The following is a 12,472-nucleotide window of genomic DNA, read 5'->3' as shown; positions in this document are numbered from 1 at the left end:
TCTCCTTACCGGTCGAAGAGGTTGGTGATGAGCGCCTCGCGCTGAGACCAACTGGCGCAACGTAAATCGGCGCTGCCGTGTTCGGTCACGATGACGTCCACGTCGTGGGCGACGGTCGACGCGGGGCGGCTGAGCCGGTCGACGAGTGGCGAGCGTCCGTTGACCAAGCTGGGGACCGCGATGATGGACAGACCCCCCCGGTTGATGTGACCGGCCATGCAATAGTCCGGGTGGCCGCCGATGCCGCCTACCACCTTCTCGCCGCGGCCTTCGACGTTCACCTGGCCGAACCGGTCGATCTCGATGGCGGTGTTCACCGCGATAAACGGCTCGCTGGTCGCGAGTCGGGTCATGTCGTGGGTGACTTCGATTCCGTGCAGAACGTCGCGGCCGTCGGCCCAGTCGTAGAGCTCGTCGCCGCCGAACAGGTAGGTAGCGCTGGCCGCGCTGAGCAGCCCACGCCGGTCGAGATCCACCACGCCGTCGGTGATCATGCCGGTGTCGACGCGAAGCGGCACCGCGGCCCGGCGCAGCAGGGCGACACCGAGTTGACCCGGGCCGTACTGGACCCGCGCGCCTGCCGGGACCCAGCGCAGGACTTCGTCCGCGAGCGCCTCGTGTACGGGTTCGGGGTCCTTGGCGGGTTGTCGGAGCGGTTGCGCTGCGGCGTGTCCCGCAAGGAGCACCGCGGCCGAATGGATCGGCTCGGCCGACGCAACCGGCGCGGAGTCGTCGACGATGCCGAGCGTCGTCGTGCCGGCATCCACGACGGCGCGCTGCCAGGACACCTCGGTGGTGAAGTGCAGACGACCGTCGCGGCGGGCAAGCCGGGTGACGAGCAGGTCGGGGCGCAGGCACTCGCCCAGCAGGGCGGCGATGCCCGTCAGCCGAGTGGGCAGGAAGCGCGCGGTCGGCTGGTTGAGCAGGTCGCGCAGCCCCCAACCGGGCATCAGCGCCACCACCTCGTCGAAGGCGGCGGCGTCGAGGCCTTGAGGGGGAGCGGGCAGCCACCCGAGCACCAATCGCACGCCGCCGACCTCGCGCGCGGCGGCGGCGAGCGTCTCGCCCACGGTCGTGCCGTCGTCCACCACGGACGGGCTGCCCACGCCGTCGCCGAGGGCGATCGTCATTCCCGGCCGCAGGCGGCGCCGAAGTGCCGCGGCGAGGGAGGTTTCGGTGAAAGTGTTTGTCACCGTGGGTCTTTCGGCAGTTTCAGCACGCGCTCGCCCAGGATGTTGCGCTGGATCTCGCTAGTACCGCCGAGGATCGTTTGCGCCCGCCCGACCAGCATCTGCTGCACCAACTCATCGGTGCCGGGATCGACGCAGGCATCGGTCCCGAGCACCTCGGTGGCCAGATCGCCGAGGTCGCGATCGGTCTCCGAGGTCATCAGCTTGAGTACCGAGAACGCCGCCGATGTGGTGTCGCCGTCGGCCACGGCGCGCTGACAGGTGAAGCGCAGCAACCACATTCGAGCCCAAAGCCTAGTCAAGGCCCGCTCCAGCGTTTCGTCCAGCGCACCGCGGTGACGGGCCTCCTCGGTCATCCGGGCGTGACGCTGGAACATCCCGACGGCCTGCGACCCCAGGGTCAGCCGTTCACGCCCGAGCGTGAGCATGGCGATCTTCCAGCCCTGACCTTCCTCGCCGATGAGCGAGGACTCCGGCAGGTCGACCGAGTCGAGGAACACCTCGTTGAACTTGCTCTCGCCGTCGATCTGCTTGAGTGGGCGCACCGTCACGCCATCGGCGTCCATCGGGACGATGAACATACTGAGCCCCCGGTGGGCGTCCGGACCGGTCCGGGCCAGAAGGAGACCGAAGACAGCCGATTTGGCGGCCGAGCTCCACACCTTCTGCCCGTCGACACGCCAGCCCGATTCTGTGCGTTGGGCTTTCGTGCGAATCCCCGCCAGGTCCGAACCCGCCCCCGGTTCGGAGAACAGCTGCGTCCAGATGTGTTCGCCCCGCCGGATCGGCTCGAGGTGACGCCGTTTCTGCTCGTCGGATCCGTACGCGATCAGCACGGGCCCGACGAGATCGATCGCGGTGATGCCCAACTGGCGCGGCACCCCGGCCGTGGCGCACTCCTCGGCGAAGATCGCCTGGTGCGCCACGGACGCATCCGCACCGCCGTACTCGCGGGGCCAGTGCAGGCACGCGTAACCGTGGTCGGCAAGGTACCGATGCCAGATGCGGCCCGGCTCGACGTCGTCGGAGGTGGGAGTGGGACCGTAGTTGCGAAGGCCCGCGGGTTTCGGTGCCGCCGTGAGGAACTCGCGGATCTCCGACCGCAGCGCCTGCGTCGCGGCCACAGCGCCGATGCCGCCCGTGTCATCGGGACCGCCAGCGTCCGGGTCGCCGTCCATCGCACGGATGTGGGCCCCCAGAACATCCCAGTGCCGCCCGGGCAGGCCGAAGAGTGCCTCGTCGGACCGCGCGCGACGCACGTACAGGTTTGCGGAGTTCTCCCACGTGAATCCGATTCCACCGTGAATCTGAATGTTCGCGTGCGCGGCCTCGCGAAGTGCCTCGGAGCACACCGCTTTCGCCATGCTCGCCCGCCAACGCGGGTCCGCGGCAGGCGTGTTCTCCTCGAGAGCCAGGAGCGCCGCCTGCGATGCCGAGCGGGCCCACTCGAGGCTCACCAGCATGTCGGCACACCGGTGCTTGACGGCTTGGAATGCGCCGATTGGCCTGCCGAACTGAATGCGGGTGCGCGCGTATTCCGTCGACAACTCGAGGAGGCGCTCGCAGGCCCCCACCTGTTCGGCGGCCAGCACCGCGAGCGCGCGCATCACGTTGCGCTCGACGATGCCCTCGACGCCAGCGGAGGCGATGCGCACGGCGGGTGCGTTCATGCACACGACCGTCGCCAACGGACGGGTGCCATCCAGTGGCCGTTCGGCGGTGATCGCCGTGTCGGCCGGGTCGACGACGAGAAGTGCCAGCCCGTCGACGGTGGTGGCCGCGATCACGAGATCGTCTGCGCTCGCGCCCCCGAGGACGTGACGGGCGGTTCCAGTGGCACGCCAGTCCTCCCCATCCCGGTGCGCGGCGAATGGAACGGTAGCGGGTGCCCACTTTCCGCCGTCGGCGGTGAGGATCGCCGCCGCCGTGCGTGCGCCATCGCCGAGATCGGACAACCGCTGCGCCGCAAGGGATCTCACGTCATGCACGTCGGCAAGCAGTCCGGTGGCCAGAACCGCGGACGACAGGAACGGAACGGGTGCCAGGGCGCGACCGAGTTCGTGGGCGACGACGCCGAGTGCGGCGGTGCCATAGCCCGCACCCCCGAGGTGTTCCGGGACCGCGATCGCGGCCACCCCGACCTGACGGCACAACACCGACCAGAGCTCCTCGTCGTAGCCGTCCGCGTTTTCGTAGGCCGTGGCGAGCACCTGCTCCGGCTGCGCGTACTTATTGCAGACTGCGCGAACGGCGTCGGCGAGTTCTTCGGCCTCGGCGGTCGACATGTTGGTCATCGGCTGGGTGGGGTCCTTCCGGCGGCTCAAAAGTGTAATTATATACCGATTTGTGCCCGAGCGATCAGCTCACCTCGATCACCATGGCCGCACCCATGCCGCCCCCGGCGCACATCGACAGCACGCCGATGCCGCCGCCGCGCCGGCGCAGTTCGTAGATCGCCGACGTGACCATCCGGGCCCCCGTCGCGGCGATGGGATGCCCCAGGCTGATCCCGGAGCCGTAGACGTTGACGATCTCCTCGTCCAGCCCGAGTTCCCTGGTGCATGCGACGGCTTGCGCGGCGAATGCCTCGTTGATCTCGAAGAGCGCGACGTCGTCGGTCGCCAACCCGGCGAGGTCCAACGCCTTCGGGATCGCGTAGATCGGGCCACTGCCGGTGCGGTTGGGCTGCACGCCGACGGCGCTCCACGACAGCACGCGCGCGAGCACGTCTGCTGTCGTGTCGGGCCGCGTCAACGCCACCACGGCGGCGGCGTCGTTGAGGCCGGACGAGTTTCCCGCCGTCACCGAGAAGCCGTCGATTTCAGGATGCAGCACTTTCAGTCCGCTGAGGATCTCCATGCTGGACTCGCGACGGGGGTGCTCGTCGGTATCGAAGGCGATGGTCGAACCGTCGGGCCGAGGGACGGTCACGGGCACGATCTCCTCGGCGAAAGACCCGCCGTCGATGGCCTTGACGGCGCGCTGATGGCTACGCAGGGCCCATTCGTCCTGGTCGGTCCGCGATATCCCGTACTGCACGGCGCAGTTGTGCGCGACGGTGATCGACATGTCGACCGCGGGCGCGTCGGGTGTCGGTGGATGCGACAGCGACATCCACGGATCGTCGTAGTCGGAGGGCTCCTTGCCCGAGGTGAAGGGCTTGCGCTTGCGCGCCATCGGTGAGGTCGAGTGGGACTCGGTCCCTCCGGCAAGCAGATGGGTATTCATGCCCGCGGCGATCTGTCCGGCGGCCACCGCGATGGCGGTCAGGCTCGACGCGCATTGGCGGTTGACGGCCATCCCCGCCGCGCCGATGAGCCCGAGGTCCACCGCCACGTAGCGCGCGATGTCGCCGCCACCCTGCAGCACCTCGGCGAGCACCAGATCCTCGAACTCCGATGGCTCCAGACCGGACCGCTCGATCGCGGCGGAAACGACGGGCTTGGCGAGCTCGCGGGCGTCGACGTCGACGAGCGTTCCCCGGCGCGCGGTCCCGATTGGTGTACGTGCTGCGGCCACGATGGCGGCTTTGGGTGTCGTCGCTGTCATAGTCGTCCTTCGGTGAAGCGGGAGTGCCCCGGCAGTGATTTCGGTGAGCCTATACCGTTAAATAGATAACCTGATAGCGTGCTGGTGAAAGTGAGGTTGTTGTGAAGGTCATTACGTCCATCGACGAAGCGGTCGGATTAGTTGGGGCGGAGCTTGGGGTAAGCGACTGGCTGGTGGTCGACCAGGACCGGATCGACGACTTCGGAACAACGACGCTCGACCGGCAATGGATACACGTCGATGTGGAAAAGGCCGAGAAGGAGAGCCCGTATGGCGCCACCATCGCCCACGGCTTCCTGACACTGTCGCTCATACCCGGCATGAGCAAGGCCAACTACCGAGTGGAGAAGGCCAGGATGGGCATCAACTACGGCCTGAACAAGGTGCGCTTTCTGTCTCCGGTCAAGGCGGGAAGCCGAATTCGGCTGCGCTCGGCGCTCGTCGACGCCGCGAAGGTGGACGAGTCGACCGTGAACCTCACGGTGCGCCACACAGTCGAGATCGATGGCGTCGACAAGCCCGCGGCGGTGGCCGATCTCATTGCGCGTTACGTGTTCTAGCGAGGCCCCATGAGCATCTCGTTGCTGTTGGAGACGGCCCAGGGTGGTGGGCTCGCCGAAGTGCTCGTCACCAAGCCCGGCAAAGGATCACTGTCCATCGGCACGACACCCATGGTGATCATGGAAGCCAAGCCACTTCCGGCCAGCGACTGAGCCGCCCGTGGAGCACAGCGGCAGTGACGCGGGCGAGCTGACGCTCGGCGACATCGTCATCGACAACGCCGCGCGCCACCCCGACGTGCCCGCCTACCGGCACCAAGAACGCGTGCTCACCCACTGCGAACTCCGCGAACGGGCAGAGCGTCTGGTGTCGGCGCTGATGGCCGCGGGGGTGGCGCGGCAGGATCGCGTCGCCGTATACAGCCGCAACGCAATCGAATTCGGCGAGATCATCGCCGCGACGCAGTTGAGCGGAATCATCCTCGCGACGATCAACTTCCGATCGTCTCCGGCTGAGGTGCGGGATGCCCTCGAACTTGTCCGGCCCGCCGTGGTGTTTGTTGCGCCCGAGTTCGCCGGCGTGCTCGACGAGTTGTCCGCCCACTTGACGTGGTCGCCGTCGATCGTCCGCTTCGGCGGTCGACGGAACGGCCTGGTCGACTATGAGGAGTTCCTCGGTTCGGGACACGACCGGCAACCGAACTACCGCGCCCGCGCGGACGACATCGCCTGCCTCTTGTTCACCAGCGGCACCACGGGACCGTCCAAGTGCTGCATGCTGGGCCAGCGCGAGCTCCGCCGGGTGTTCTATGCGATGAACGCCGAGATGGCGACGGGCTCGTGCGATCGCGGTCTGATCAACATGCCGATGTTCCACGTCGGTGCCATGGGCATCATCGGCGGGCTGCACGCACGGGGCGGAACGGTGGTGCTGCAGGAGCGGTTCGACGTCCCCGAGGCACTTCGACTGATCGCGGCCGAGCGGATTGGTGTGCTGCACCTCGCGCCCGTCATGCTGCAGGCACTGCTCGACGTGCTTCCGGATGCCAGCCGGGCGCTGGAATCCGTCCGCACCGTGGTCTATGCGGCGGCGCCGATGGACGGCGCGACGCTGGCGCGAGCGATGGCGGTGATGCCTCAGGCGGGATTCCTGAATCTCTACGGCCAGACCGAGGCCATCGCGTCCGGATTGCCGCGCGAGCTGCACGACCCCGCAGCGGCCGACGACCGGCTGCGCTCTGTCGGCTATCCGTTCCCGGGTGTGCGGGTACGGATCGTCGGCGACGATGGTCGAGACGTGGCCCCCGGTTCGCCCGGCGAAATCGTGGTCCGGTCGGACATGTTGTTCCGCGGCTATTGGGACGACGCGGCCGCGACGCTGGCGACCCTGCGGGATGGCTGGTGTCACACCGGCGACATAGGCAGATTCGATGAGACCGGGCTGCTCTACCTCGTCGACCGCAAGAAAGACGTGATCATCACCGGTGGCGAGAACGTGTACTCGCCTGAGGTGGAGAATGTGATCGGCGCGCTGCCCGAAGTCGCCGGGTGCGCCGTGGTGGGCGTACCGGATCCCCGTTGGGGTGAGGCGGTCTGGGCCGACGCTGGAACGGCTTCAGGAGGCGGTTCGGCTGCGCCTCGCCGGCTATAAGGTGCCACGGCGCCTGGTCATCGCCACGGAACTACCCGTACTCGCCAGCGGAAAGGTCGACAAGAAGCGGTTGCGGGCAGAGCTCGCGGCCGACGGCGGTCAGACACATTGACCGCGGCCGCGAGACGACCCGTGCGGAAGGACTGTTCGCGCCATTCACCCCGACGGCGCTGTCCGCAATTTTCGACGATCGCCTTCGCGAGGTCGACGCGGTATGCTCGCGACTATTCAGGTTAACTAGTTAGATGTATCGAGACGAAGACTCGGCAGCCAAGAGGGGGCCACGATCATGAAAGTTCGACTCGAACAAGCCAAGTGCGTAGGCCACGCCCAGTGCTATGCGGTCGATCCTGATCTCTTTCCCATCGACGACTCCGGCTACTCGATTCTGAAAGACCACGTCGTCGAGCCCGGTGACGAGGCGGCCGTGCGCAATGGCGCGGCCGCGTGCCCGGAGATGGCAATCATCATCGAAGAGGGTTGAGGAGCCGCATGACGATCGAGGACCGGCTGCGCCGGATCGAGGACACCCTTGAGATCCAGCAGCTGCCCATCCGCTACGCCATGGCCGTCGATGATCGCGACATCGATGCCTGGGTGGAACTGTTCGTTCCCGACGTGCGGGTGGGGCGCGATCGCTACGGTCGGGACGCGCTTCGCGATGCGCTGGTGCCGCTCGTGCGCAAGTTCTATCGATCGATGCACCAAATCGTCGGACATCGCGTCGAAATCGTCGACGACACGCATGCGGTCGGCAACGTCTACTGCCGCGCCGAGCACGAGGTCGGGGAGCGCTGGATCGTCATGGCGATCCGGTACGACGACGAGTACCAGCGCGTCGACGGGCGGTGGTTCTTTACTCGCCGGTGCGAACAGCACTGGTACGCAGCGGATCACGTGGAGCATCCCCAAGCGGTCGACTTCCAGGGGTGGTCACCTGCTGGCGGGCCGACTCTGCCCCAGGCATCATCGTGGACCGACTTCTGGGCCGGTGTTGACACCAGAGCGCTCACCTCTAAGCCCGTCTCGCCTGGAGTGAACGCGAAGTGACGGGGCCACTGGACGGCAAAGTCGCCGTCTCCGCGAATGCCGCCTCGGGATCGGCAATTGACGTCGGCGTGTACTTCGACCTGCGCAACCCGGCACAGTGGGCGCAGGACCCCTCGAGGCTCTACGGTTTCACCCTCGAGATGTGTGAAGAGGCCGAACGCCTGGGCGCCTCGTCGGCGTGGTTCTCCGAGCACCACCTGTTCGACGACGGCTATCTGACCAGCCCGCTGACGATGGCGGCAGCGGCCGCCGCACGGACCCGGCGCATCCGGCTGGGCACCGCGATCCTGATCGCCCCTCTGCACCACCCGGCTGAGATCGCCGAGCAAAGCGTGGTCGTCGACATCCTGTCCGAAGGGCGACTGGATCTCGGTGTGGGTACCGGTTACCGCATTCCGGAGTTCGAACTGTTCGAAGCGTCAATGGCGGCGCGTTACAAGCAGACCGACGACACGGTACGGCGCCTGCGCCGGCTCTGGGGGACGGGCGGGGTTCGTCCGCTACCCGTGCAACAGCCATTGCCGGTCTGGATGGGCTACCAGGGGCCCAACGGGGCGCGGCGGGCAGGCCTGCTGGGCGAGCGGCTACTTTCGGCCGATGGTGCGCTGTGGGAACCGTACGCGAAGGGCCTCGCCGAGGGCGGTCATCCGGCCTCGGCGGGAGTGATGGCAGGCGGGATTCAGGGCTGGGTGTCCGAGGATCCCGAGCGCGACTGGCCGATGGTCTCCAAACACCTTGCCCACCAACTCGACTCCTATCGGAAGCACATGGTCGAGGGAACCGGCGCCCCGACACCCAAGCCGGTCGACGTCGAACGCCTGGTGCGACAGGGCCGCGACGGCCCTCTCAACTACTTCATGTACGGCAGACCCGAGACCGTGGCGGCCCAAATCCGGGAGCACACCGCGGGCGCGCCCGTACAGACCGTGTTCCTGTGGGCCTCGATCGGTGGCATGGCGGAAGCCGACGTCGCGCGCAACGTCCAAACTATCTGCACCCGATTGGCCCCGCTGCTGAACGACGCCGTGGGCGCGAACGCCTAGCTACTTGCCATTCGGCATATAGCTAGTTTATTTACTTTATTCTCGACTCGTGGGAGCAAATGTGAACACCCAGGCATACGGCGTCTGGACGCAGGCTGTCCAGAATCTCATGAGCTATCGGTATCTCGGGTGCCGGTCGGTTCTCGGTGAGGGCTACGACGCGCTCGGTCGGATGGCCGTTCGCAGCGATCTTCGGCATGGCGAAGGCCTGCTGGCGGCACCCCTCGCGATCGCCATGCTCGACACGGCCGGCATCGCGGTGGACCAGCACTGGCAACTGGCACTCACTCACGTCGGCATCCAGTTGTGTGGACCTGTGGCCGAAGACGTGAGCGCGGTGGCAGTGCACGGATCGATGACACGGACGGCGCGCAGCCAGATCTTCACCGAGGCGCGGATCACCGCGGAGGACGACCCGCATCGGCTCCTCGGCCTCGGAACCGCCGACTGGACGGTGATCTCCCCAACGGGAACGGGATTCGAATACGTCGATCCCGGCCCCGGGGTACCCGACACCGGCAACCTCCCGCCGCTCGCCAGCGCCTACGGTGCCCGGCTAAAGGCCGATGGACGGGTTGTCATCGAGGAGCTCACGCCCGAGCTCGGCGGCGTGCTGCTGCACCACGGACCCATCATCGTCGCGCTCGAGGCCGCTGCGCTTCACGCGGCGGGGCGGGTGCGACAGGTGCAGAGCCTCGACGTGCGCATCGTGAAGGCGGGCCGGACCGGTCCGTTCGTGGCCGCCGCGTCGGTCGAGTCGGACCTGGCCGGCTCCGTCCTCGTCAGCGCGCGGATGCACCAGGACAACGACGACACCAACGTCGTCGCCACGGCACTCCTGCGGGCCGCCGTATGATCATCGGTCAGCCCGACCCCCAGCAGGTCGCGGACATCATCGCGATCAACCACCTCGCGGCGTCCTACTCGGAGGCGATGTGCCGCTTCGCCGTCGACGAGGCCGTCGAAACGTACGCCGAAAACGGTGTGCTGTCGACGCCCACCACCGACGATGCGGTCGGGCGCACGGCCATCGCCGAAACGATCGGGCGCACCGTCTCCGGGTTGGACTTCGTGTTCCAGACCCTGCACCAGGGCCTCGTCGAGGTCGACGGCGACACCGCGAGGACCCACTTCACCATCACGGAGTGGGCGCGACGGGCGGCGGACGGCCGCGGCATCTTGTTTCTCGGCGTCTACCGCGACGACGTAATTCGCACCGCCGCCGGCTGGCGATTCGCCCGACGCCGGCTGCTACCCCGCATGATGGGCCGCCCCGAATTCCTGACCGGCCGGCTACACGACATCACGCTCTGACGAAAGGCTCACGGCACCAATGGGATTACTCGGCGGCAAGGTGGCGTTCATCACCGGCGCTGCGCGCGGGCAGGGGCGCAGCCACGCTCTGCGACTCGCCCAGGAGGGCGCGGCGATCATCGCCGTCGACATCGTCGATCGGGTGTCACCGCACGAGGGATATCCGCCAGCGACCGCCGCAGACCTCGAGGAGACGATCAAGCTCGTCGAGAAGAACGGCGGGCGCATCGTCGCCGGGACCGCTGACGTCCGCGACTCGCAGGCGCTCGAGCAGGTGTTGGGACAGGGCGTAGCAGAATTCGGTGGGCGGCTGGACGTGGTGGTCGCGAACGCGGGAATCGTGAGTTGGGGCCGCTTCTGGGAGATGTCGGACGACCAGTGGAATTCCCTGATCGACGTGAATCTCACGGGCGTGTGGCGCACCTTGAAGGCGGCGGTTCCGCATATGCTGGGCGCGGGCAATGGCGGTTCGATCATCACCATCAGTTCAGTGTCTGGCTTGAAATCCCTTCCGGGACAAGCGCACTACAGCGCGGCCAAACATGGAGTCGTGGGGTTGACGAAGTCCGCTGCGATCGAGTTGGGCGAGTACGGCATCCGCGTCAACTCCATCCATCCCTGGGGCGTCTCCACCGTGATGGCGACTGAGGACGCTCGAATGGTCGAGATGTTGTCGGCGCACCCCAATTACGGGATCTCCTTCGCCAGCCTCATGCCCGGCCTTCCCTTGGCCGAACCGCACGACATCTCTGACGCGGTTGTCTTTCTGGCGTCCGAACTCTCCCGCGCGGTCACCGGAACTCAGCTCACCGTGGACATGGGCGCGACGAAGGTGTGATCCAAGCCCGCTCGTGGTCGGGCCGTCGGTGGCTGCTTCGGTCTGAGCGGCAGAGTCGGGTTCGTTCACCCGATGTGGAGCCCGGTCAGACGATGTCGCCGGCCAGATCCAGCACGACGGCGGAGAGGTTCTTGCCCCAGCGGTCCAGGGCGTAACCCGTTGCGGGATATCCGTTGGTCAGAAAGGCAAAACTAAGGCCGGTGGTGGGGTCGCAGAATGACTGCTGCAGCGGCGCGCCGCCGTGGCCGAACGTGGCCGGTGATCCGGTGGCGGGCATCCACCCGTTCTGCCACGACTCACCGCGGACCGTGACGAACAGCCCGATGGACACCGGATAGTCGGTTCCCCCGTGTTCGATTGGACCGTGCACTGGTTCGGTGACATGTACGCGGCAACCTTCGGCGACGGCCGCTCGCGTCCACACGTCGGAGTGCAGCATGCCTTGATAGTGCATCGCGACATCCGCCGCGGTGGCGACCAGGCTGTGCGATGGCTCGCCCCTGGCCAGCACATCGGCGGGGTCGAGGTACCACGGACCCCAGGGGTCCAGTTCCTCAGAGGGATCACCGAGCAGAACCATGGGCGCCACGTCGCCCTGATCTTCGATCGGCACGGCGAGCTGCGCCGTCAGTCCGAGCGGCTCGACGATGTGCTTGGCCAGATACTCCGGCAAAGGCAGCCCGGTTAGCGACTCGATCACCTCCCAGATCACCCAGCCCGACGACGTCAGCGCGAACTGCAGGTGTCCGCGGGTTTCGGGATCGGGCTGCCACCGCGCCATGGCCTCGAGGCGCGATGCCCGCGTGGCCATCCGCTTGGCGCCCAACGGCGCGTAGGCGAGACCTGCCCGGTGAGTTGCGATGTCTTGCAGCGTTATTCCGCCGCAGAAGCCGGGTATCCAAGTCGATACCGGTGTGCCGATGTCGACGCCATATTCGTCGATGACCTTCCAGAGCGCGCCGGCCACGAATGGTCGGCTCGCTGACTGCAGCCGGTAGCGAGTGGTCGGGTCGGCATCGCCGAACGTCTCGAAGGCGACGAGCTCGCCACCGTATCCGACCGCCACTTGCACGCTGGGAAGTCGTCCGTCCGTCACCTCGAGCGCCACCCGCTCGAGCAGCAGCGAGACCTTGGCGGCAGCAGAGGGGGTCTGGCCTATTTTGTCCATCAAAATAATCTAACCATATGCGGCGGATGCGAGGGCGATGCATCGCGCCGAATTGTTTCGAGCGAGCGACCTTTACATATATAGTTCGAAGCCGTGGCTCACGCAATGGCCATACGCGTATAGGAGGCACGTCGGTGGATTACGCCGTGGGCGGCCATCGGGTGTCGCC

At 67.0% G+C, this 12,472-nt stretch carries 12 protein-coding genes and 1 pseudogene; 9 read left to right on the top strand and 4 right to left on the bottom strand.

What is annotated here, in order from left to right:
- Positions 1 to 5: 5 nt before the first annotated feature.
- Genes SKC42_RS00470 through SKC42_RS00460 form a run of 3 tightly spaced genes read right to left on the bottom strand, consistent with a single transcriptional unit; the run spans position 6 to position 4,739 of the window.
- Positions 6 to 1,130, bottom strand: a complete 1,125-nt coding sequence (locus tag SKC42_RS00470) for an acetyl-CoA hydrolase/transferase C-terminal domain-containing protein (RefSeq protein ID WP_330962632.1) — start codon at positions 1,128 to 1,130, stop codon at positions 6 to 8.
- Positions 1,131 to 1,189: 59 nt separating this feature from the next.
- Complete coding sequence (locus SKC42_RS00465; protein ID WP_330962378.1) at positions 1,190 to 3,514, bottom strand: acyl-CoA dehydrogenase; 2,325 nt, start codon at positions 3,512 to 3,514, stop codon at positions 1,190 to 1,192.
- Between the two features lie 34 nt (positions 3,515 to 3,548).
- A complete protein-coding gene (locus SKC42_RS00460; RefSeq protein WP_330962377.1) occupies positions 3,549 to 4,739 on the bottom strand; it encodes a thiolase family protein in 1,191 nt (396 codons plus the stop codon).
- Positions 4,740 to 4,840: 101 nt separating this feature from the next.
- On the opposite strand from SKC42_RS00460, the gene SKC42_RS00455 reads away from it, so the two are divergent.
- The 9 genes and pseudogenes from SKC42_RS00455 (at position 4,841) to SKC42_RS00415 (ending at position 11,135) form a co-directional block, all read left to right on the top strand.
- Positions 4,841 to 5,299 (top strand): MaoC family dehydratase, encoded by a 459-nt coding sequence (locus SKC42_RS00455; RefSeq protein WP_330962376.1) that lies wholly within the window; start codon positions 4,841 to 4,843, stop codon positions 5,297 to 5,299.
- A 9-nt stretch (positions 5,300 to 5,308) separates the two neighbouring features.
- Positions 5,309 to 5,452, top strand: a complete 144-nt coding sequence (locus SKC42_RS00450; protein WP_330962650.1) for a hypothetical protein — start codon at positions 5,309 to 5,311, stop codon at positions 5,450 to 5,452.
- A gap of 7 nt (positions 5,453 to 5,459) precedes the next feature.
- Positions 5,460 to 7,002, top strand: a pseudogene (locus SKC42_RS00445) (class I adenylate-forming enzyme family protein).
- Between the two features lie 177 nt (positions 7,003 to 7,179).
- The gene (locus SKC42_RS00440; protein ID WP_330962375.1) at positions 7,180 to 7,374 is read left to right on the top strand and encodes a ferredoxin; all 195 of its coding nucleotides are present in this window, start codon (positions 7,180 to 7,182) and stop codon (positions 7,372 to 7,374) included.
- 8 nt (positions 7,375 to 7,382) lie between these two features.
- Positions 7,383 to 7,940 carry a nuclear transport factor 2 family protein gene (locus SKC42_RS00435; RefSeq protein WP_330962374.1) on the top strand — a complete coding sequence of 186 codons (558 nt, stop codon included), beginning with the start codon at positions 7,383 to 7,385 and terminating at the stop codon, positions 7,938 to 7,940.
- Positions 7,937 to 8,983 carry an LLM class flavin-dependent oxidoreductase gene (locus SKC42_RS00430; RefSeq protein ID WP_330962373.1) on the top strand — a complete coding sequence of 349 codons (1,047 nt, stop codon included), beginning with the start codon at positions 7,937 to 7,939 and terminating at the stop codon, positions 8,981 to 8,983. The genes SKC42_RS00435 and SKC42_RS00430 overlap by 4 nt, the downstream gene beginning before the upstream one ends.
- Positions 8,984 to 9,032: 49 nt before the next feature.
- Complete coding sequence (locus SKC42_RS00425; protein ID WP_330962372.1) at positions 9,033 to 9,839, top strand: hypothetical protein; 807 nt, start codon at positions 9,033 to 9,035, stop codon at positions 9,837 to 9,839.
- The gene (locus SKC42_RS00420) at positions 9,836 to 10,297 is read left to right on the top strand and encodes a nuclear transport factor 2 family protein (RefSeq protein WP_330962371.1); all 462 of its coding nucleotides are present in this window, start codon (positions 9,836 to 9,838) and stop codon (positions 10,295 to 10,297) included. The genes SKC42_RS00425 and SKC42_RS00420 overlap by 4 nt, the downstream gene beginning before the upstream one ends.
- A gap of 19 nt (positions 10,298 to 10,316) precedes the next feature.
- Positions 10,317 to 11,135 carry a mycofactocin-coupled SDR family oxidoreductase gene (locus tag SKC42_RS00415; protein WP_330962370.1) on the top strand — a complete coding sequence of 273 codons (819 nt, stop codon included), beginning with the start codon at positions 10,317 to 10,319 and terminating at the stop codon, positions 11,133 to 11,135.
- A gap of 85 nt (positions 11,136 to 11,220) precedes the next feature.
- Here SKC42_RS00415 and SKC42_RS00410 read toward each other — a convergent pair whose 3' ends face one another.
- Entirely contained in the window at positions 11,221 to 12,303 is a 1,083-nt protein-coding gene (locus SKC42_RS00410; RefSeq protein WP_330962369.1) for a serine hydrolase domain-containing protein, read from the bottom strand.
- Positions 12,304 to 12,472 lie beyond the last annotated feature (169 nt).

Origin of the sequence: Mycobacterium sp. 050134 (genome assembly GCF_036409085.1) — a bacterium.
Classification (GTDB): Bacteria; Actinomycetota; Actinomycetes; order Mycobacteriales; family Mycobacteriaceae; genus Mycobacterium.
Note: the sequence above shows the minus strand (reverse complement) of the source record. Positions and strands in the feature narration are given on the sequence as shown.